The sequence below is a fragment of the Kosakonia cowanii JCM 10956 = DSM 18146 genome, assembly GCF_001975225.1.
GTDB classification, from domain to species: Bacteria; Pseudomonadota; Gammaproteobacteria; order Enterobacterales; family Enterobacteriaceae; genus Kosakonia; species Kosakonia cowanii.
On record NZ_CP019445.1, the window covers coordinates 2908681 to 2930976 of the forward strand.

General features: G+C 44.7%; 19 protein-coding genes and 1 tRNA gene. 7 read left to right on the plus strand and 13 right to left on the minus strand.

The features are described 5' to 3' along the window. Positions 1 to 15 precede the first annotated feature (15 nt). Positions 16 to 462 carry a YccF domain-containing protein gene (locus BWI95_RS13655; protein WP_054803114.1) on the minus strand — a complete coding sequence of 149 codons (447 nt, stop codon included), beginning with the start codon at positions 460 to 462 and terminating at the stop codon, positions 16 to 18. A gap of 122 nt (positions 463 to 584) precedes the next feature. On the opposite strand from BWI95_RS13655, the gene helD reads away from it, so the two are divergent. Continuing rightward, positions 585 to 2639 (plus strand): DNA helicase IV, encoded by a 2055-nt coding sequence (gene helD, locus BWI95_RS13660; RefSeq protein ID WP_076769646.1) that lies wholly within the window; start codon positions 585 to 587, stop codon positions 2637 to 2639. Positions 2640 to 2664: 25 nt separating this feature from the next. Here helD and mgsA read toward each other — a convergent pair whose 3' ends face one another. After that, positions 2665 to 3123, minus strand: a complete 459-nt coding sequence (gene mgsA, locus BWI95_RS13665; RefSeq protein ID WP_054803115.1) for a methylglyoxal synthase — start codon at positions 3121 to 3123, stop codon at positions 2665 to 2667. Positions 3124 to 3259: 136 nt separating this feature from the next. On the opposite strand from mgsA, the gene BWI95_RS13670 reads away from it, so the two are divergent. Further along, positions 3260 to 3673 (plus strand): CoA-binding protein, encoded by a 414-nt coding sequence (locus BWI95_RS13670; protein WP_023481329.1) that lies wholly within the window; start codon positions 3260 to 3262, stop codon positions 3671 to 3673. Positions 3674 to 3702: 29 nt separating this feature from the next. Here the strand turns inward: BWI95_RS13670 and hspQ are convergent, their stop codons facing one another. Together hspQ and rlmI are read right to left on the minus strand one after the other, a co-directional pair. Further along, positions 3703 to 4020, minus strand: a complete 318-nt coding sequence (gene hspQ / locus BWI95_RS13675; RefSeq protein ID WP_023481608.1) for a heat shock protein HspQ — start codon at positions 4018 to 4020, stop codon at positions 3703 to 3705. 60 nt (positions 4021 to 4080) lie between these two features. After that, on the minus strand, positions 4081 to 5271 hold the full coding sequence (gene rlmI, locus BWI95_RS13680; RefSeq protein WP_076769647.1) for a 23S rRNA (cytosine(1962)-C(5))-methyltransferase RlmI: 1191 nt from the start codon (positions 5269 to 5271) through the stop codon (positions 4081 to 4083). 91 nt (positions 5272 to 5362) lie between these two features. On the opposite strand from rlmI, the gene yccX reads away from it, so the two are divergent. Beyond that, the gene (yccX, locus tag BWI95_RS13685; protein WP_076769648.1) at positions 5363 to 5644 is read left to right on the plus strand and encodes an acylphosphatase; all 282 of its coding nucleotides are present in this window, start codon (positions 5363 to 5365) and stop codon (positions 5642 to 5644) included. Here the strand turns inward: yccX and tusE are convergent. Further along, positions 5641 to 5970, minus strand: coding sequence for a sulfurtransferase TusE (gene tusE, locus BWI95_RS13690; RefSeq protein WP_054803116.1), 330 nt, complete (start codon positions 5968 to 5970; stop codon positions 5641 to 5643). The two genes, yccX and tusE, sit on opposite strands and share 4 nt — an antisense overlap. Before the next feature lie 88 nt (positions 5971 to 6058). Continuing rightward, positions 6059 to 6718, minus strand: a complete 660-nt coding sequence (gene yccA / locus BWI95_RS13695; RefSeq protein ID WP_054803117.1) for an FtsH protease modulator YccA — start codon at positions 6716 to 6718, stop codon at positions 6059 to 6061. A gap of 269 nt (positions 6719 to 6987) precedes the next feature. Between yccA and BWI95_RS13700 the strand changes: the two genes are divergently transcribed. Both BWI95_RS13700 and BWI95_RS13705 read left to right on the plus strand, forming a co-directional pair. Further along, entirely contained in the window at positions 6988 to 8616 is a 1629-nt protein-coding gene (locus BWI95_RS13700; RefSeq protein ID WP_076770316.1) for an ABC transporter substrate-binding protein, read from the plus strand. A gap of 140 nt (positions 8617 to 8756) precedes the next feature. After that, positions 8757 to 8844 (plus strand) — tRNA-Ser (locus BWI95_RS13705). 126 nt (positions 8845 to 8970) lie between these two features. Here the strand turns inward: BWI95_RS13705 and BWI95_RS13710 are convergent. The 7 genes from BWI95_RS13710 to ecpA form a co-directional block, all read right to left on the minus strand. After that, positions 8971 to 9450, minus strand: a complete 480-nt coding sequence (locus tag BWI95_RS13710) for a hypothetical protein (RefSeq protein ID WP_054803150.1) — start codon at positions 9448 to 9450, stop codon at positions 8971 to 8973. Continuing rightward, on the minus strand, positions 9443 to 10309 hold the full coding sequence (locus BWI95_RS13715) for a transcriptional regulator (RefSeq protein WP_054803118.1): 867 nt from the start codon (positions 10307 to 10309) through the stop codon (positions 9443 to 9445). The genes BWI95_RS13710 and BWI95_RS13715 overlap by 8 nt, the downstream gene beginning before the upstream one ends. A 291-nt stretch (positions 10310 to 10600) precedes the next feature. Further along, positions 10601 to 11278, minus strand: a complete 678-nt coding sequence (locus tag BWI95_RS13720) for a fimbria/pilus periplasmic chaperone (RefSeq protein ID WP_232374359.1) — start codon at positions 11276 to 11278, stop codon at positions 10601 to 10603. After that, positions 11268 to 12911 (minus strand): fimbrial adhesin EcpD, encoded by a 1644-nt coding sequence (gene ecpD / locus BWI95_RS13725; protein ID WP_076769650.1) that lies wholly within the window; start codon positions 12909 to 12911, stop codon positions 11268 to 11270. Before ecpD ends, BWI95_RS13720 begins: the two co-directional genes overlap by 11 nt. Further along, positions 12901 to 15432, minus strand: coding sequence for a CS1-pili formation C-terminal domain-containing protein (locus BWI95_RS13730; RefSeq protein ID WP_232374361.1), 2532 nt, complete (start codon positions 15430 to 15432; stop codon positions 12901 to 12903). Before BWI95_RS13730 ends, ecpD begins: the two co-directional genes overlap by 11 nt. 18 nt (positions 15433 to 15450) lie before the next feature. Continuing rightward, positions 15451 to 16119: an EcpB family pilus assembly chaperone gene (locus BWI95_RS13735; RefSeq protein ID WP_076769652.1), complete on the minus strand. Its 669-nt coding sequence runs from the start codon at positions 16117 to 16119 to the stop codon at positions 15451 to 15453. Positions 16120 to 16172: 53 nt separating this feature from the next. Continuing rightward, positions 16173 to 16754 (minus strand): common pilus major fimbrillin subunit EcpA, encoded by a 582-nt coding sequence (gene ecpA, locus BWI95_RS13740; RefSeq protein ID WP_076769653.1) that lies wholly within the window; start codon positions 16752 to 16754, stop codon positions 16173 to 16175. A gap of 1092 nt (positions 16755 to 17846) precedes the next feature. Between ecpA and BWI95_RS24115 the strand changes: the two genes are divergently transcribed. Together BWI95_RS24115 and BWI95_RS13750 are read left to right on the plus strand one after the other, a co-directional pair. Beyond that, positions 17847 to 20585: a two-partner secretion domain-containing protein gene (locus BWI95_RS24115; protein ID WP_054803120.1), complete on the plus strand. Its 2739-nt coding sequence runs from the start codon at positions 17847 to 17849 to the stop codon at positions 20583 to 20585. Between the two features lie 65 nt (positions 20586 to 20650). Further along, on the plus strand, positions 20651 to 22291 hold the full coding sequence (locus tag BWI95_RS13750; protein ID WP_076769654.1) for a ShlB/FhaC/HecB family hemolysin secretion/activation protein: 1641 nt from the start codon (positions 20651 to 20653) through the stop codon (positions 22289 to 22291). Positions 22292 to 22296: the final 5 nt, after the last annotated feature.

A 22296-nucleotide genomic window follows, 5' to 3' on the forward strand; every position in this document is an offset into this window, starting at 1 on the left:
AGGGCAGGGATCCGATTACTGAAAACGACGACGCGCGTTGGCTTCACGTGCAGCGCGTGCCGTTTCAACGGAAACAACACGACGGCCCACCGGCCACAACGCGATAGCGGCGATTTTAAAATTCGCCACGCCAACCGGGATGCCAATAATTGTCAGGCATTGAGCCACGCCGGCAATAATATGCATCACGCAAAGCCACCAGCCGAACAGGATAAACCAGACAACATTCAGTAAGGTTCCCCCTGCGTTCAGCAGACCATTCCTGGCGTCTGGAGAGAGTTCATCGACGTGGACCGCCTCATTTCCCCACGGAATAAGGGATAGCTTAGTGATCTCCCAGCATGAGCGCGTGAGCGGAAGGGTCACGATTAACAACACGCTAACAATGGTTGCCACCAGCCAGCCCAGTGTTGTGGCAAAACCACCGAGGACAAAATTCAGGATATTCAAAATGGTACGCATAAAGCCTCAGTTGAGTTCCGGGTATTGATCGTTCCGGCAATTGTAACGATTTTTTGGACTGGAGCACCAATTCTCTGACAGGTAAACTGGCAATAATTGTCACAAGCTGAGATCACCAAGAGATGGAACTGAAAGCGACTTCCCTGGGAAAACGCCTGGCACAGCACCCGTACGATCGCGCGACCATCCTGCATGCAGGTATAAAAGTAGCGGGCGACCGCCATGAATACCTCATTCCCTTTAATCAATTGTTGGCGATTGAGTGTAAGCGGGGCATGGTTTGGGGAGAGATGGAGTTTCAGCTGGCTGATAACAAAGTGGTGCGCTTGCATGGCACCGAGTGGAGTGACACGCAGCGTTTTTACCACCTTTTGAATGAGCGCTGGCGCAGCTGGAGCGCGGAGATGAGCGAGGTGGCAGCTGAACTCCTGTCGGGTCAGTTAGCGCTTATCTCTGAACGTATCGAGCCGTCCAGATGGTTGACGCGTAACCAGTTGACCGGCGTACAGCGTCAGTTGCAGGAGGCTTTCGCTGCGCTTCCGATACCCACCAGTCGCCTGTCGGAGTTTGATAATTGTCGCACGCTCTGGCAACAGTGCCATGTATGGCTACAGGATGTTGAAGGGCGTCGGGCAGAGCATAATCAAGCCTTTACCGAATCGATGCTGAAGCAGTATGCGACCTTTTTTGAACAAGTTGAAAGCTCGCCTCTAAATCCGGCGCAAGCGAGGGCAGTGGTCAATGGTGAGCACTCTCTTCTGGTATTGGCTGGCGCTGGCAGCGGTAAAACTTCCGTGCTGGTGGCGCGTGCCGGTTGGCTACTGACACGCGGTGAGGCCTCTGCCGATCAAATTCTTCTGCTCGCCTTTGGCCGTAAAGCAGCGCAGGAGATGGATGAGCGTATTCGCGAGCGGCTGCATACCGATGAGATCACTGCGCGGACTTTTCATGCGCTGGCGCTGTACATCATTCAGCAAGGCAGCAAGAAAGTGCCTGCATTAAGCGAGCTGGAAAACAATACTGCCGCACGTCTGACGCTGTTAACCCAAACCTGGGTGCAGCAGTGCAGCGAGAAAAAAGCGCAGGCAAAAGGGTGGCGTCAGTGGCTGGAAGAGGAGCTGAGTTGGCACCTTCCTGAAGGGAATTATTGGGATGACGAGGCGTTGCAGCGGCGCGTTGCACCACGTTTGGATCGCTGGATAAGTTTGATGCGCATGCATGGCGGTGCTCAGGCAGAAATGATTGCCAGCGCACCGGATGAGATACGCGATCTCTTTGCCAAACGCATCAAATTGATGGCGCCATTGCTGAAAGCATGGAAGAGCGCGCTTAAGGAAGAGAACGCCGTCGACTTTTCGGGGCTTATTCATCAGGCCATCAACGTGCTGGAAAAAGGGCGCTTTATCAGCCCGTGGAAGCATATTCTGGTGGATGAGTTCCAGGACATTTCACCCCAGCGCGCTGCGCTACTGGCGGCGTTACGCAAACAGAATACGCAAACAACACTTTTTGCGGTCGGTGATGACTGGCAGGCCATATACCGCTTCAGCGGCGCGCAACTTTCGCTTACCACCGCTTTTCATCACTATTTTGGTGAAGGCGATCTCTGCGCCCTTGATACAACTTATCGCTTTAATTCACGCATCGGTGAAGTGGCGAACCGCTTTATTCAGCAAAACCCCTCGCAGCTTGCCAAGCCGCTTAACAGCTTGCTGGCAGGTGATAAAAAATCCGTAACGCTGCTGGCAGAAGATCAACTCGATGCGCTGCTTGATAAGCTAAGCGGTTTCGCGAAGCCTGAGGAGCGCATCCTGGTATTGGCCCGTTATCATCACGCCAGGCCAAAAAGCCTGGACAAAGCGGCAACGCGATGGCCGAAACTGCAGCTGGATTTTATGACGGTTCATGCCAGTAAAGGGCAGCAGGCCGACTATGTCATTATTGTTGGCCTAAAAGAGGGGCAAGATGGGTTTCCTGCGCCAGCGCGGGAATCGATTATGGAACAGGCGCTTTTGCCTGAGGAGGAGGAGTTTCCTGACGCGGAGGAGCGTCGTCTGCTCTATGTTGCACTGACGCGAGCACGTAAGCGCGTTTGGTTGCTGTTCAACAAGGATGAACCTTCACGCTTTGTTGAAATACTCAAATCGCTGGATGTGCCCGTTGCCAGAAAGCCCTGAACTCAGGCGGCGGTGCCGCCTGAAGTTACTTTAACCGCTCAGCCAGATAGCGCTGATAATCTGGAATCAAAATATCAACGCTGTGATTAAATTGCGGGGATTCGATAATAAAATCGGCGGTTGAAAGGTTGGTTGCCACAGGAATATTCCATACCGTTGCCAGGCGAAGCAGGGCTTTTACATCAGGATCGTGAGGGACGGCATTTAGCGGATCCCAGAAGAAAATGAGTATGTCGATTTTACCTTCCGAGATGAGCGCGCCGACCTGCTGATCGCCCCCCATCGGGCCGCTCAGCATAGCATTCACTTCCAGCCCAGTTGCGCGTTGAATCAAATTACCGGTAGTGCCGGTTGCATACAGTTGATGTGCTGCCAGCACGGGCTGGTGCCGCTCAACCCATTTCATTAACAACTGCTTGCAGTGATCGTGCGCGACAAGGGCGATATTCTTGCGTACGGGTAGCGTGCGAGTGGTTGATTCCATGATCTATTTCCGTCAGTGATGTTTGCTACAGATTACTGGAAGCACTTGATGCTGCAAGAGAAGCGCATAAAAAAAACAGAAAATGGTTGAGTTACCCCGATTGATTTACACTTTGTGAAATCAAGCGGAGGAAATGATGAAAGAGAACGATATTGCCGAGATTTTACGCGCTACGCACACCATCGCTCTGGTTGGCGCAAGCGACAAACCCGATCGTCCCAGCTACCGCGTCATGAAGTACCTGTTAGATCAGGGCTATCATGTGATCCCAGTCTCACCAAAAGTGGCGGGAACGACGCTATTGGGTCAGCAGGGGTATGCGACGCTGGCAGAAGTGCCAGAGAAAATTGATATGGTGGATGTGTTCCGCAACTCCGAGGCCGCATGGGACGTCGCGCAAGAGGCGATAGCCGTGGGGGCGAAAACGTTATGGATGCAACTGGGCGTGATTAACGAACAGGCTGCTGTGCTGGCACAGGAAGCGGGGTTGAACGTAGTGATGGATCGCTGCCCGGCGATTGAAATCCCGCGCCTGGGTTTGGCGAAATAAAAAAATACCCCGCTGGTTGCGGGGTACGATCAGTTTCGCAGTCTTGGAGCCTGCAGCTGGCGCCGAATGGTCCGCGCCAGTTCATCCATTGAGGGCTGTTCGGGGTGCTCATCCGTTATTTCGCTGGTGAGCTGCGCTTCGGCCAGATAAGTGTGAACAGGTTGACCGTCGTCATCTTCCATCACTACGTGGTACCAGGGCAGTATGCGTAACTCGTCATTGACTGCCAGCTCATCTGCTGACGGCTCATCAAGCGAGTACTCTGGGTCGATGTCGACCACTACGCCAAGATACCCCAGCAGTGAGTGGCGAACCTGCTGACCGATACCGAATTTGCTGGCTATCATTGTCACCTCCCGGGAACCTTTGATAACCCCAAATATGGGGGCACGGCTCCAGATTTCAACTTACATGACGCGACAGGCAAACCCTTTCAGATAAAGCCCTTCCGGGTAGGTTGCGATCACCGGGTGATCGGCGGCCTGACGGAACTGGTCTATAAATTGTATATCACGCCCGGCATCTAAGGCGGCATCAGCGATGATTTTTTGAAATAAATCGGTGGTCATCAAACCTGAGCAGGAGAAGGTCAGCAGCACGCCGCCGGGATTGAGCAACTGAATAGCCAGCATGTTGATATCTTTGTAGCCGCGGCACGCACCCATTAGCTGGCTTTTGTTTTCAACGAATTTTGGCGGATCCATCACTATCACATCGAAGGTTTCGCCCTGATCGCGATATTTACGCAGCAGTTTGAACACATCATCGCGTACAAACTCCGCTTTGCTCAGATCGAGCTTATTCAGGGTAATGTTCTGCTTCGCAACGTCCAGCGCTTCCTGAGAGGTATCGACGCTCACGACCTCACGACAGCCGCCCATCAGTGCGGAGACGGCAAAGCCGCCAGTGTAAGAGAAGCAGTTAAGTACGCGTTTGTCAGCTACATAGCGACGTGTCGCCAGTCGGCTGTCGCGTTGGTCAAGGTAATAACCTGTCTTATGCCCACCCTGAATATCAACAAACAGCTTCATGCCGTTCTCTTCGATAGGCAGCAGCGGCGGAGGAAGCTCGCCTGACACCGGGCCTTGTGTTAACTCCAGTCCCTCTTTTTTTCGCACCGCGACATCACTGCGATCGTAAATAGCGCATTCCGGATAGAGCGTTCGTAGTGCAGAAAGGAGTGCCGGACGCTGATATTCCGCTCCGGCGCTCAAAAGTTGCAGCACCAAAAAATTGCCGAAACGGTCAATCGTTACACCGGGTAAGCCGTCAGACTCGCCCGCGATCAGACGATAGCTGTCCAGACCATCACGCCCGGCGAGCCAGTTACGCCACTGCTGCGCTTGCTGTAAACGGCGGATAAAGAAGTCGATATCAACGCTTTCGTCTTTATCAAATGTCCAGACGCGCGCGCGGATTTGTGAAGCGGGAGAGAGCGCTCCGCGGGCCAGCCATTTACCCTGATGATCGACGATATCCACGGTTTCTCCGAGGCTGGCTTTGCCTTCCATTCGCGCTACGGCGCCGGAAAACACCCAGGGATGACGACGCAACAATGACTTCTCGCGTCCTTTGGCTAACACTAAACGTACACTCATATTTGGCTATTCTGTCGGCTGAAGAAAATGGGCGCTATTGTCACGGGTTCGCCGGGTAAATGCAACGCGCCCGCATTGATGGAGATAAGATATGGCTCAAGTTTGCACAATCGCCTGGGTACACGGCAGCGTACAAGGTGTTGGATTTCGCTACACCACACAACACGAAGCGCAGCGTCTGGGATTAGTCGGATATGCGCGAAATCTGGATGATGGCAGTGTTGAGGTGGTTGCCTGCGGTGAGGCTGAGAATGTCAACAAACTGATTGAGTGGTTAAAAGCGGGTGGGCCGCGTAGTGCGCGGGTTGATAAGGTTTTGACCGAGCCTCATCAACCCGACAAAGCGTGGAGCGATTTTGGGATCCGCTACTAAATGCACTTAACCGGTTTAGGGAGGCCTGCAATTTTCGTGGCCTGTTTAGCCGGTCCTTTTGGAAAGAGGCGATAGAGATAGCGGCTGTTGCCTTTCTCTTCGCCATATTTATTGGCCATTGCCTTTACCAGCATGCGAATCGCAGGTGAAGTATTGAACTCCAGATAAAAGCCACGCACGAAACGCACCACTTCCCAATGTTCAGGGGAGAGAGAAATACTCTCTTTCTCTGCGATCGCCTCTGCCAGAGCCTCGCTCCACAGCGAAGTCTCTTTTAAATAACCTTCGCTATCTGTTTCGATTTCTTTACCTTCAAAGATCAACATAGTTTCCACAACGGCTGTTTATGACGGCGGGAGTGTAACAAAAAACAAAGCCCCGCATAAGCGGGGCCTGATGGAGAAGGGATTGGCGTTAGTCTCTGCTGGCGAAACCGAGAATGCTCAGCAGGCTGACAAAGATGTTGTAGAGCGAAACATAGAGACTCACGGTCGCACGGATATAATTCGTTTCGCCACCATGAATAATATTGCTGGTTTCATACAAAATCGCACCGGTAGAGATCAGAATAAATACTGCGCTGATTGCCAGATGCAGGGCAGGAAGCTGAAGGAAAATATTCGCAACCATACCGATTAGCACAACCACGATACCGGCCATCAGCATACCGCCCAGGAAAGACATATCCTTGCGTGTAGTCAGCACATAGGCTGAGCAGCAGAAAAATACCAGTGCGGTACCGCCAAGCGCCAGCGCAATGACGTCACCCATCCCGGCAGACAAATACGCGTTCAGCATTGGGCCGAGGATGTACCCAAGGAAGCCGGTAAAAGCAAATGCTGCCAGAATACCGCTTGGCTTATTCGCCAGTTTATAGGTTAAGAACATCAAACCATACATACCCACCAGAGTCAGAATAAGACCCGGTGAAGGGAGCATCAGAACGGTGCTTGCTGTTGCGGTAATCGCAGAAAAAGCCAGTGTCAGACTGAGCAGAAAATAGGTATTACGAAGAACTTTGTGCGTACTCAGCAGGGATGTGCGGTCACGCGAAGAAGTAATTAGACGATCCATAAGCCACTCTCTTATGACAGATGTAATTAGAAGTGGAGTCTAGGAAAGTCTTGCGTGCTGTAAAAGACGTTTTACCCATCTTTACTCATCGCAGCGGCTGCTGATGCCTGTTTTATCGATAAAAAAGGTGACCAGAAGATTCTGGGAACAAATGTGATGCAGAGCCATATTTATCTCTTATATCGCTCGAAATGTTTTGCCGTCTAATCTTTAGCACGTTAAGAGTGTAAAGGCGTCGGTATATAACAAATTTCAAAGGCGAAATGGATATGAAACCACAAACACTAAACAACATAACTCACGTTTTATTGGCAGTTGGGATGATGTGCGCAACGACCCAGGCCTATGCGGCAAGCGTACCCGCAGGTGTTGAACTGGCGGCAAAACAGGAATTGGTGCGCAATAATGGCAGCGAGCCAGCATCGTTGGACCCGCATAAAGTTGAGAGTGACATCGAGTTCAATATTATTCGCGATATGTTCGATGGGCTGCTGGCAGTCAAAAAGGATGGTTCTATTGAGCCGCTTTTAGCCGAAAAATGGGAAAACAAAAATAATACTGTCTGGACGTTTCATTTACGCCCGGGGATCACCTGGTCAGATGGTACGGCAATTACAGCTAAGGATGTGGTCTGGAGTTGGCAGCGTCTTGTTGATCCGAAAACGGCCTCTCCTTACGCCAGCTATCCGGGCAATATGCATATCCTCAATGCAGAAGATATCGCACAAGGTAAAAAACCAGTTGATTCACTGGGTGTAAAAGCAGTGGATGACTCGACCCTTGAGGTTACCCTGACTCAACCGACAGCCTCTTTTTTATCTATGTTGGCTCACCCCTCAATGGTTCCGATCGATCCAGTACTGGTTAACCGCTTCGGTGATAAGTGGACAAAACCAGAACATATCGTCACCAGCGGAGCGTATAAAGTGACCGGTTGGGTGGTCAATGAGCGCATCGTGGCGGAACGTAACACGCGCTACTGGAACAATAAGGCGACAGTGATCAATAAAGTCACCTATCTGCCTATCAGCGCGGAAACTGCAGATGTAAACCGCTTTAAGGCCGGGGAAATTGATATTACCTACACAATTCCTGTGAATCAGTTTGCCCAGCTACGTAAAACATTTGGCGAGCAGGTCAGCGTTGAGCCTCAACTGGCAACCTACTATTACGAGTTCAATACCACTAAACCCCCCTTCAACGATCCGCGTCTGCGCCGCGCGCTCAATATGGGGTTAGATAAAGATATTATTGCTGACAAAGTGATGGCGCAGGGTCAAAGGCCGGCATGGGTCATCAGCCAGCCAGAAATCGGCGGAGTGAAGTTATCTCCGCCAGATTATTCAACATGGCCGCGTGAAAAACGCCTTGCAGAGGCGAAGAAATTGTTAAACGAGGCGGGCTTCAATGAAGCGCACCCCCTAAGATTTAACCTTCTCTACAACACGATGGAGACACATCAACGGATTGCCATTGCTGCGAGTTCAATGTGGAAAAAAAATCTTGGTGTAGAGGCAAAGCTGCAGAATCAGGAATGGAAAACAATGCTGGATACGATGCATACCGGCAATTTTGACGCAGTGCGCTATGCATGGATCGCGGATTACGATGATGCAGCGACCTTCCTGAACAACTTCCGTACCGGAAGTAGTGAGAATACCAGTAAGTACAGCAATTCAGCCTATGACGAGGCGTTGGATAATGCAGCGAAGGCGAAAGATATTGCTGAGCGAGGAAAATATTATCAGCAAGCAGAAGATCTTCTGGCGCGTGATGTACCAGCAATCCCGGTTTATCACTATGTCCGTACGCATTTGGTGAAACCATGGGTGGGTGGTTTCAATCCCGATCCGCTGGGTTACTATCTCACGCAAGATATGTACATCAAAAAACATTAAAACGCTGTCCTTATCCGCTTCTTTATTGAGCACTGTGTTGATGTTTAAAGCGATTAACCTGTTTTTGGTTGTTTTTCACGCAAACGAACATTGTCACGCTTTACATGAAGGGCAGGGATGTTTATAGTGCGCCTCACACCGGAAGTGTGGCCGAGCGGTTGAAGGCACCGGTCTTGAAAACCGGCGACCCGAAAGGGTTCCAGAGTTCGAATCTCTGCGCTTCCGCCATATCTGATAAGGGGTTACCGAAAGGTAACCCCTTGTTTTTTGCTTCGAAAGTAAAACCGTGTTTATACGCCGCTAAAAACTATCAAATAGCCGACTTACACCTCTACTGCCTTTTCTGAACGTTCATCACCTGGTACAGACAAACAAAGGGCGTTTACCGACACTGAACAGGAAGCTGCTACTCCCTTGCGGTTGAATTGCATAATTTACCCGTCTGTTAGGGTAAACATAGAACGCCGGCAGGACAGTAGCGATGACATCCTCAGGTAAACTTTCAACATTATCGACCTTATTAATATTGGTTGATAAAAGGTGAAAAGTATTTTTGTTCTCAACCCATGTATAAGCGACATCCCTTCTTATTGTACCCTCTGTGTGGTTGGGATCACGGTAACGCCCGCTAACAGAGACGATACCGCTTAGGGTCCGTCTGTTGTACATAAAGTCCAGTGTCAAATTAGCTTGTGCGTCCTTGTTAAACACAACCACAACCGCCGTGCAGGTTTCCGCAGCGCGGAAGTGTGTCGTTACCATGAGGTACAAATAGCCGAATCCGAGACCTGCCAACAGACAAATTATTAATAAGCTAACCCTCTTTTTAGTCATCACGGTTGATTCCGGTAATATGAAGAGAGATACATCCTGGCGAAGATTCCGTTGTATATTTATTCTTACAAGCTAACGCAGTCAAAGTAGGGGAGGTCACGGAAAGAGGAAAGTAGACCCAGGGATAACTTTTGCAACTTAAGCCCGTATTCAGAATTAAGGATTTATATTTTGAATAAGGATTATTGTTATCATGAATGTCATTCCTGGTGTGAAGATGACAACCGTTATCAGTTTCTGTAAGCGTATAAGTGTTGAAGAAGGCGGGTTCAACATGTCTGTACCAAATGAAGCTTGTGACAATAAAGCCAGTAACAAAAGAGATAAGAATAAGCAGAAGAGGCAAAAGCAATTTCTTAATTCTATTCTCATCTTCACCAGGTAATGGTTGGAAAGTCGGTGTTAATACAGGCTCGGGTGAGGCATCCTCATCCTCTGGAACTGCGCTCTTTTCAGGCAGGTCTGAGCTCGGGACGTCAATAGCAGGAAGCTCAATCGTGTTATCCGCTTTTACAATATCTTCCTGTTTAAGGATCCTGACGCCATCGTCAATTTGAAAGCCTTTACGAGGGATGGTGGCGATGAGTTTTTGATCCGTATCGCCCACTGCACGCAACCCGCGGCGGACAATAGAAATGTTCTGATAGAGAGTATTAGCGGGAACCAACATACCTTCCTCTTCCCATACTTTCTTGAAAAAATCTTGCTGTAAGACAATATCGGGAGAGGCTTCAAGTAATAACAGAAGACACCGACTTGCTGGTGTGGTTAAGATCACACTTACTTCAGGGTTTTTAAGGGAGGTTAATTTCTTTAAAACGGGCCTGAATTCAATATATTCGTTTATAATCCAGTGCATATGCCTATCAACGCAGCCAGAGCTGAGTTCCTTATCAACATTCCATATTTAAAACAGCCATTACTCCATCCGGTAATTTCAACATGATGGGAGCGCAATTTCCATGATTTTTTATGACTTAAATGAATATTGATTAGACGGCTTTAAGATCTCAAATCATCAATTTTCTTATATGAGAGTTTAACGTGACTAATGCTGGAGTGAATTCGTAGTAAAACTCACCATCTATCTGATTATATCGGTATGGTTGTATAAACAATAACCACATGAAATATAAAAATCAGTTATGATTCAGGTGCATTCATCATATATTTTTATAAAAGCATCGTTATAGAGTATGAATATTTCACCCGCCTGTTTTACATGGCCACTGTGGAGTGATTCACCGGGCCGAAGATACCATGTCGTACTGGCATCTTCGTTTGCTCCGCATCCGGGTTTTAATAGCGCCTTAAACCATGTATTTCCATTGTTAGCAACCTCTCCTGTGGAGTGGTTCAGAGACCATTTGAAATTTATCTTACGAGGTCTCACTACAAGAATGGTGTCCATCACTATGATCGGTGCCATACTTATAATACTGTCATTAGCGTTCTTTGATATTTTGTTCTGAGGCGGGATCTCTTCGAATGCAACACGGTAGTAACGTTCTTTATCATCTGCAGGGCCATGGTAATAAAACTTGAAGAAATCGCTCTCTCCTGGTTGCAGCATCATTTGTCGAGGTGCGAACAATAGCTCCCCGTCAGCAGGTTGAGAATAAACTTCAGATATACCTGGACTGTCGATTGCCCTGATAGTTATACGATAGAGACGAGCGGATTTATTATTATTTATCACCAATTTTGCGAACATATTGCTTCCAGCATCAATCGAAAAGGTTTGATTACCAACATAAATAGCATTCGCAAAAAATGGAGCAAGCCAAAAAAGCAAGCAAACGTAATTTATAACTCTTTTAATTAACATTCCGCCAGGTCGCCTTAATTCTAATTTCTCCCGATGCGCTAACATCCCCGAACCACGTTGAATGATTTAATGTATACAAAGAGCGCTCATCGTTCATAGGAATGGAGAAGCGGACGTTTGATTTGTTCATCAATCCCATAGCCCCATTTGAGCTAAACCAGGGTGTTGTTAACCAAAAGGCATCTGTCATATCACGCCATAGCCCATCGCAGCCGACATCATAGGTTTTATTGACCCCATTTCTGGTTTTATAAGTTAATGATGCTGGAAAAGGAACCTGAGTTAAGCTATCTAAAGATTTAAATATACACCATGAGCGCCCGTAAATTTTTTGTGTTGGTCCTGTTACGCTGATTAGCACTTCATCAGCTGAGGTCTTGCCATTTGTCGTTACAATATAATCAAAGTCCAGTGAAGGACTATTTCTACCGATTTTTCCGGTGCGAGAGGGATTTTGGACATAATCTTTAGAAATTATGCTTACACTAAAATCCCTTGGTTTAATAATAAGCTGGCTTGATGTGGAAAATTCATACCAACCGGATTCAGGTGCAAGGGCATTATGCATTCTGAAATTAAAAAGATCGTTTGTATTGCTGTCACTGATACCTAGTTTAACCATTTGTTTGAAAAAATTTTGTGAAAGAAAAATGTAAACACTTCTTTTTCCTTTCAGTTCATTAAAAGTAAAGTAATGACTCGTTTTGCTTACTGTCTTCCAGGTGTTGCTATCGAGACTAAATTGCATATCTTCAGCATTTATCACTGATTCGAGAGCTGGTTTGTTTATTGATGGAAAAACTTTTATTGTTGAGTTACTCATCCCATTATCACGCAGGGAATAGGTAAGCATTTTACAGGCAAGGCCAGAGATTTTTCCGATAACCAGGGGGTAACAGCTTGAGTTTCCTTCGCCGAGCGTCGGAACCCCATCACTATTAATGAAAACTTCCGTAATCCCGTTAGTATTTTCAAACTTGAGATGAGCGCCTTTTGTATAAGAGACTTTACGAACGTACCAGTTACCTGAGGCCATATTGCGACAGCGTTGACCAAAATGAGCGCTGTAACTTTCTGCAGTCGTACAAGTATTAATGGTCATGGTAAAGTTACTCCCTACGGAGGCATTATTAAGATAATGATAGAATTGATCGCTCATCATTCCATGCATCCATTTAGCACCACCTGACGGGACAGAGACACCATAAAATCCTGCTGCATCTGTAGCTTCTGGCAAAATCAAGCTTGTCGCCATATCGCAGCCTTTATACCAGTTAATGCAGCGTAACCCAGTAATTAAATGTGATGTCGGCGCGTTTTCAAGCCACATATCGAAACGACGGTTGCTCAATAAAAGCGTATTATAGCCGTTGTCAATATAGCCAAGGCTCTGCTGGTAAATGGTTCCGGAACCATTGTATTTTAGGCCCGTCCAACGGTTGGAACCTGTCATTCGTGGATCGAGCGCACCAGTAGGAGTAACGAAAAAATTATCGTTGTTATTATTTTCTACGAAAACATATTCACGAGTAGGAGCATCGGAAAAGACGGTTTTGTTCATGGCAGCTTCTACAATATGAACCGTTAAGAAGAGAGAAACAAAAGCTAAAAGCCAATATAAATTAACCTTCATTTATCTCTCCATCAACCATAGTGCTAGCGAACGTTTTTAACCCCTGGCAAATAATATCACCTACCCAAACAGCGCCGCGCGCATTACTTATATCCAAATTTGCTTCGCAAAGTTTATTATCATCGTAGTTGAAATCAACGGTAGGGAATTTCTTATCAATATCCATTACGAACTCGCCATTACTATCCGTGCGTGTTCTTCCAATATGGTTATTGATGTGAGCATTGGCAAGTAATGTTCCGTCCTCAGCGCGTATCCGGCCCGAAACGGTTACCATCTGTTTAATTTCGGGCACCATGGTTACAACGTTGCCCGGATAGAGTGTAAATTGACCTTTTCTGCCGTTTGCGATGTTATAGCTATCGACAGATTTTTTGCTATTAAGAATCTCAATTTCATAACGTGAGTAAGGATCTAAAGGAAGATAGTTACGTTTTCCTAGTAGTGGGAAAAGGCGACCATTAACTCTTGCAGTGAGTTGGCCATCATGTTCAATATCAGTACGTAATATCACGCCAGCGTTACCCTCTGTGCTGCCGCTCATACCTATCTCACTTCCTTGCCAGCCGAGACTACCGTTAGCCGTAAAATTTGTGCTTAAGTATCCATCAAGGCCGCTATTGACACTTAATGTACCGGTTGAAAAGCGATTCTCATATTTTGTCCATGCCGTGGCGCTTAAGTTTTTATTATTACTGTTTTTACCAGAAATGCCTCTGGAAATATCGGCGCCGATGGCTTGTATAGTGTCATCTTCATCGAACTGCTTCTGAGCTGAGATGTTTGCCATAGCATAGCCATTCTGCTGCGTTATGCCGGCCCGAAAAGCGCTTCCGAGCGGAAGCAGAAAATCAAAAGCAACATATTTTTGCATACGGGTTGTTTGCCGACTATTGCTATGCTGATAGCGTTGCAAGCCTGCTCGTAATCCTAATGAACCGAACTGCCCATTGTAGAGGGTCTGCGTATAATCAGCCGTATAATAATGACTGTTATGTTGGCGATCTTTGTTATAGCTTGCGCTGAAGGAACCTAGCCGTGACCAAAGCGTATTGAGATTTAATGATGCACCAATTGCAATATTGGTAGCATCGCTACGCCGAAGGGTATTCCCTATAGACGTTTTTTCCTGGCTTAACCAGACAGAACTAAATTTTCCGGGCAAAGTTGCATTTAGACTACTAATGGAACTCCATGATCCATCGGTAGCTAACATATTTTGCATGCTGATTTGTAAAGCTTCGGTAATGGGCCATGAGAGCTGAAGTTCTCCGACAGTGACTGAGTCGTAGTTATATGCTGAAGCCATCCAGGCTAACGCATTAAGACCGCCTGAAGTGGACAATCCTATCAGGAGACTGTTTTTAGCTTTCTGAATTTCCCTATCGCCACTCTCCCATCGCTCCATATGTATGTTACCTCCCCAAAATTGCCAACGGAATGGCATTCCCGCTGATTTACCCCGCGCAAAAAGTTTGTTAACTCGCTGAATATTTTGGCTTATATGTTGCCCATTAACGATAACATCGACTTTGATATCGTAAATGCCATAAGGGAGTCCGCTGGTGTCAACTTCATGACTGCCCATGCTAAAGTTCTGTACGCTGAGAAGTTTACCATCCCGAGAAAGGTGAACTTCGCCAGCAGAGGGCAGGAAAACAATGACGGGGATAACGGAGTGCGAATCATTGAAGACCGTTGACTGCGCGTGGTTGCCCCAGGAGAAACCATAAATTCTTCCAGAAGGAAGCGCAGTGACCGATCCAAGAGATTGTAAGTTCCAGGAGTCTAGCATGCCACCGGCAACTCTGAAGCCTGAAAAGTCACGTTCGTACATGGCACGGTAGATCTGAGCCTGTTGGGAATTCGATCCCAGGCCATACACAGTGCCATTCATCATTAAATGGTGCTCTTTTAGGGCTGTAACTGAGTCAAATGAAAGGTAATTTGAAGTACTAATATCTCCCCCCTTCATTTTATTGTTATAGATGCCAAAGTTATAAGCAATTGTACTACTAAGATCTTCTGCACTTGATTCACCGATATCCTCGATTTTAGGGCGGAAAAGGGTTTTTAGTGCTTGCTGAGTGACGATCACTTGCAATGTAAGTTGTTGGAAGTTTAGGTATAACCAGGCATTAGCGGTAATGGGTATTTTAGACTCTTCATTAAATGGAATATCTTTTAGACTATTAATTTTTGACCGTGTGTGATCATTCAACGACGCATTGCCATTCTGATCTTCAAGCTCAATTAAGCGCACTTTCACCATATTTTCATCGAGCCAAATGGAAGCAGTGCCGATACGCTGATCATCTTGCGTACCAGAAACCCCATTTAGATGAATGAATAAAGGGATACTCATACCATCTTGTAATGCTTTCCTAAAAGCATCAGGAACCATGATGCCGGCGACATGTAAACTCTGAAGAGGAGAGGAGTAAACTTCACTCATGCCAGCAAAGAAAATGACGGTATAAGTAACGCAAGCCTGGAGGGTTTTATTCTCGACAATGCGCACAGACAAAATCTCCCAAAACTATTTAACTGAAACGAAATGATTCTCTTGCCAGAAAGCTACACGGCCATTCTTATCTGCAACATTGACTCGAGTGAATGTTCGCGACTTACCGGGCATAAGATAGTAATTTTCTTTGCAAGACTCACCATCAGTCGGTTTTAAACATGGGCCATAGGCGATAATACGTAACGTAGCATTTCCAGGGTTGGTGATTTTTCCTGTGGAATATTTGTATTCATATTTAGCTTTACGAGGAGCAACAACCAATATTGAACTAATAAGCGCTGATGCTGTGGCAACAGCATGGCGCTTTGCGTTGCTTCTTTTGCCTTCGCTTAACGATTGATCGGACCAAAGAATTCGGTAGTAACGTTCTTTATCGTCAGTCGGTCCTTTGTAAAAAAAACGAATGGTCTCATTGCTATTAGCGGGTAGCAATAAACTTCCTGGCGTCAAAAGAAGCTCATTTTTACTCTCCATGGGAATGATTGTACCTCCTTCTAGAGGGTTTGTTATTCTCTCAACTCTGATATTGATAAGACGACCTGTATTTGTAGAGTTCTTTATCTCCTTACTGATAACGGAACTATCGCTATACATAAAAGAAGATATGTCTCCAATATCTAATGCATATGCAGGCATCATGACAGTTAAAGAAAAATTTAACGCAAAAATAATTTTTTTCATAATTTCTTGTCCTAAAAAAAAGGAGCGGTCCCTCGCTCCTTAATTAATGAAAGTTAGCTAGTCCATGTTGCATCGAACTGGACGCTAACATCGCCGCTCCAAATACCTTCTGGCAATACACTTAAATCTGTTGCAGGTGTTGTGCCATCAGTAGTTGCACTTGCGATCGAGAATGTAAATGCATCCTGACCAGCAAAACGACCTGCTTGATTATAATTAGAAGCAATATTGCTCAGACCACCACTTTTACCGGTAAGGGTGTCAACAAGAACTGTATCTGACGTTTTGTCGACCGCATTACCAAAGTAATTAACTCCAACATTCAGCGTTGACCCTGATCCATCAAGCTGTGTTAGCGTGTTACTTACTAATCGTGAGGTTAGTTTAAATGCCGTTGCGCTTGAATCTCCTTCAACTGCAACGTCAAAAAGACCTTTTTGAGTATTGAACCCTTTAACGCCCTCAGCGTACTGGAATGAAAGACTTCCCAGGGGAGTAACCACTAATTTACTAGTGGTATCTTTTTTTGCTGTTGCGGACCATGTCGCCACAGCTTGTGCTGTAGTATCAGCTGCCTGAACTGCACCCATGCTAAAAGAAGACAATAATGCAAGCGCTAAAATTTTACGTTTCATAAATGCACCTTACTCTTGATGGTTTTAACCTTAAAGGTTCCTTGTATTAACAAGGATTTTTTTACAATTCAGATCTCATTACGCGCTAATCTGATTGAAAGAAGCTAAAGGATATAACTTGCTTAAGTGTGCTAATAACAAGCTAATATTGCGCATTTACATTTGATAGCGAACATGTACTCACTCGAATGAATCGCGATCTCACGCAAAGCCACTGCTTCCGACAAAAATAATAACCTTCCCGTAAAATGATTGGATAGCAATAAAGTGTTAATTAGCTAATAAATAATATGTGTTAAATTATTGATCTCTTTTTACATGAAAAAACGTGGTTTCCCGTCCTGCTGATAACATGTCAGTAACGTATTTGTGTTTTATTGATAAGATCTCTTATTCGTTTTTAAGAAGAACATAAGCATTACTTAAATAATAATTTCTTTATTTAAGAGCGATGTGGTTAGATTTTTCTTTAAGATTTTATGTTTAGCTATTTTTCTTATTTAATAATATGACTATTAGTCTCGCTCCTGGTTATGGAAACTTTTGTGCCCCCATTGACTCTTTGATGGAAGTATTGGCTGAAGGGAGGTAAATACTGCCTGGTGCGACCTATGTAAATTTTTAATGCAGATGTTATTTTTATGTTTTGAATATTTGTAGTAGTTATATGAAATAATCTTAAATTCATTAGTCGTATAATTTGTTTTTATAAATGGTTGAGTTAAAAGGTAAAATAAGAATTCATCTTAATTTTACTTGGTAAGCACTTGGCCTTTTTTTTAAGGATAATTCACTTGTTTTAATGCGCTCTTTAGCAATAATTAAAAAATTCCTATTAGCTCTTCATTGTTAGAAGAGTGTGAAATAAAAAGTGTGTTTGATATTAACTAATTTTAGGGTGTGAGTTTTTGGTATGTGTATTGCAAATCCGTATGCCGAAATAAGTGTTAAGACAAATGGCGGAGCTCCAATGTTAGCGTGGTTTCAATCTGCATAACGAGTTTAGATGCCTACATAAACTACTTCAAAAGTCGATTTGGTAAGCGGCTAAACTCATCTTAATAATTTGCATAAATTACAGGTAGGAAATAAATGAAAGGTAAAAGAAAAACAGGGCGTTTGATGAGATTCAATCCAGTAGCAGCTTCTATTCTGCTCTCTCTACCGGTTCTTGCTCAAGCAGGCGATCTGAATATTAAAAATGGCACCATTGCCAGTTCAAATGGCGTACCCGTAATCAATATTGCCAATCCCAATGATAATGGCCTCTCTCATAACGTTTATGATGATTTCAATGTTGGCAAGAACGGGGTTATTTTCAATAACAGCTCATCTGGCACAAATACCGTAATTGGGGGAGTCATAGCGGGTAATAGCAACCTTACCTCAGGTAGCGCCAAAGTCATCCTTAATGAAGTCACTTCCAATAAAACCAGCATGCTTGAAGGCCTGATGGAGGTTGCAGGAGACAAAGCTCATTTAGTCATTGCCAACCCGAATGGTATCTCTACTAGCCTGGGCAGTGGTTTTATCAATACCAGTAAAGCCACTATCACGACCGGTAGACCAGATATTCAGAACGGCGTGTTAAGAGGTTATTCAGTTGGAGGTGGTGTTATTACTGTCAAAGGGCTAATGAGCTCTTCGCCAACAGAAATTCTTGCTCGCTCCGTTGCAGTACAAGGGCAAATCGTGACGGATGAACTTACTGTTATCGCAGGTAATAATTATGTCAATAAAAATGCTGAGGTCTTAGGCCATGTAACAGCAAGCGGTATCAGGAATACATACGCGGTTGATGTGTCTGATCTTGGCGGGATGTACGCAAATCATATTAATTTGATCAGTACTGAAAGTGGAGTTGGTGTCAGAAATATGGGGGTTATTGCCGGTGGTGCTAATGATATCCATATTAATGTAAATGGTAAGTTTATTAACACTGGCGGTGAGGTTCAATCAGTTGGCTCTACCAACATCACAACTAATGGTGTGCTGGAAAATATCGGTGGAGATATATCGGGTAAGGGCAAAATATTTATTAACACGACGAAGAATTCAATAAATAACACTAGCGCCGGTAGTATCGCTTCAGAATCCGATATCTATATAGATAGTGGTGAGTTTAATAACAAAAACGGTAAAATTTCTTCTGGTGGGATTTTAGGTGTCAATACTAATGGCAAAACGTTAATTAACAGCGGTAAAGGTAGTTCTGCAGGCCTGGAAGCCGCTGTTGTCGCCTTAAAAACAGGTAAGTTAGATAACCGGGCTGGGCAGATCAAGGGTGGTTATGTTGCTTTTGAAACTTCAGAGATAACTAATGTTGGAGGTGAAATTCAATCTACCGGAAAAATTGATATGATCAGTTCCGGGAATATTGATAACACCAAAGGCCTTATTAGGTCACAAGCAGGGGGCATTCAGATTGAGACGGCTAAGTATTTTATCAACAAAGATAATATCACTGCTGATGCTACCAGTAACGATTCCTTAGGATTAATTGCAGGTGACGACGGTATTAAGTTAAAAGCTGGCACGATTAATAATTCGACTGGTGGAATAAGTTCATCAGGTACGATCTCCCTGGAAAGTAGTAGTACGATCAACAATCGTAATGGGAAAATAGCCGCTGATAAAGCTGTGTCACTGTCTGCAATTGGCAATATCGACAACTCCAGTGGAAGGCTTCTTTCGAAAGACACCGTTTCAGTCATCGGCTCCACAATGGATAATAGTCTTTATGTCGGTCAGATTATGGGGGACCGTGGAGTTAACATAGATTTAACCGGGTATTTTAACAACCATATTGGTTTAGTAAGTTCACAGTTAGGTAATGTTGACATTAAAGCTAAAAACGTCAAGAACGTGGGTGGGGTGATTCTTGGCAAAGATATCTCAATCCAAACAGAAGCAGATGTTGATAACTATCATGGATTGATGGTTGCAAATAACCTTCTCAAGATTGATGCTAAAACCAGTGTTAATAACACCTATGGTGAAGATTTCGGATCGTGGTATGGTAATTACTTCGGAATACCCGGTCAAATTGGCGGATTGATTGGGACTAATGGTGTGACAATTAACGCTAAGTCTATTAATAATACGCATAGTCGCATTATTGCCGAGCACGGCCCGTTAACTTTGAATGTTGCAGAAACACTCGACAATTATCGCGGCTTGCTCGTCAGTGGAAGTGATGCAAATATTAAGGCCAAACGCTTGGTTAACAATTATGCCACGATCCATAGTACTGGCGATCTCAATATTGATGTTGACTCTCTGTCAAATTACAGCTCTGGATCAATTGAAAACAATGATGCAACAGGGATAATTTCAGCCGATCGTCATCTCTCGTTAATTGTCGGCAGCGATTTTAATAATTATGGGTGGGTTAGTAGTAAGCAGAACTCGGTAGTACGTGTTGCGGGGGCATTGCATAACTACAATACTATTTCTGCTGATAATACCTTGGAAGTAGATACAACTGGCACTCTTACCAATGAAAAGGATATTGCTGCAGGTACGGTGCTTTATGTTGAATCGGAAGGTAATGTTGTTAATAGCAGCAAGGGCAACATGGTTGGTAGTTCAGCATTCATCAAATCAGCACTTGATGTGACTAACTATGGTAATGTGGTTGCCTGGGATTATCTCGATGTCAACGCTGCTCGCACGATTTACAATTACAAAAACATCTATACTGAAGGCAACGCAGTAATTACTTCGAAATTAATACATAACTCTGGTGCTAATGCTGTTTTAGGCGGTGAAAGGGGACTTGTACTTAACACCGCACAGTTAACCGGCACAGGCACTATCGTTGGTTTGTGATTTAAAAACGTTATAAAAGCAGCAGCAATGCTGCTGCTTTTAATTCAATCTGAGCGACCGTAATAGTGCAACTCTATAAAATCCATTTTCTTATTTGTTTTTTTTGTTTTCATGTGGCCGCAGCCGACAATCTTGACCATTTTGCGAGGGAACAGCAGCGCAACGACGCAAATCTATTGCGTGAGAATAAAATTGAGAAGAAAGATGTTTTCTCTGATAAAAGAGAGTTGATTATTGATAATATCAAGGTTCCTGAGGAAAAAATATGTTATCCCATAACTAGTCTTACTCTTGATAATGATTTTATAAATGATCAAAATATTAAGGATATAAAAAATAAATTTACTGGGGAATGCCTTGGCGTCAATGGCATTCGCAGTCTGGCTAAAATCATTCAAGATTACTTTATTAATGCTGGCTTTGTAACAACGCGTATTGACATTCCCAGTCAAGATTTAACTACAGGCACGCTTGTTATAACGGTTACACCGGGTCGGATAGAGCATATTTTAATTGAAAGCGGTGACGTTACCACTCTCATCCTGCCTTTTAAAGAAGGCGACATTCTTAATCTAAGGGATATTGAGCAAGGGCTTGAAAATTTGCAAAGAACGCCCGCAGTTGATGTTAAGATAAATGTCGCACCCGGAAATCAAAACGGTTATAGCAATATCATTATAAACACCCACCGTACAAAGAGATGGAGTGCAAAAGCAAATTATAGTAATTGGGGTGATAAAAGTACTGGGCAAAATATAACAAGTGGTGCACTTTATCTGTTCAATATCGCTGGCATAAGTGATGTGGGTTATCTTTCCGGAGCGAGTAGTACAACTGGAGGCTACAAAAATATAACCGCCTGGTACTCCTTCCCATATGGGTTTTGGGACTATGAATTTATCTATAGCACCAGCGTCTCAAATCAAAACATACCCATTGCTGGATGGGATTATGATTATATGTGTAGGAATAAATATTACAGTTTTAAAACTTCGCGCCTACTTTTTCGCGATATGTCAAAGAAACTTTCAGCAAGCCTGGAAATCTTCAAGAGAAAAGCCGATTATGAGTTTGGCGGTGTCAAACTGGCAATGCAGAAACGCGATATGAGCAACGTAAAACTGGCCTTCAATTATATTCAGGGGTTTGACGGAGCTTCATTAGATTCAACATTAAGTTGGCAGCAGTTTGTTAAATGGCCAGCTGGAAAAGAAACACCAGATATGTTATCTGGCGACGTGGATCGCGCCAGTCATATCTATAATTTAAATATGACATATTTAAAGGCGCTGGAGTTGTCATCTATGCCTGCCTGGTATGAGATGTCCATCGGTGCGCAATACAGCCCCGCAGCACTAACGATTCAGGATCAGTTTAATATTGGTAATCGCTGGAATGTACGAGGGTTTGAAAACAGTTCTGGTGTTGATGCGATAAATGGTTTCTACATACAAAATACTCTTAATATTAACACTGGCTTTTACGGGGTTACCCCTTTCTTTGGGGCTGATTATGGGCAAGTAGGTGGGAGCAAGTCTACACGGCAAATATATGGTGGCGACAAACTCGTGGGGGTTACTGGAGGAGTAAAAGGGAATGTCCAGTCTTTGGGATATGAACTATCTTTGTCTCTTCCTTTGCTCTCTCCTTCAAAGATGATCGTCGATGATTTTACGGCGAAATTTAACATCAGTTATCAGCTTTAATAACT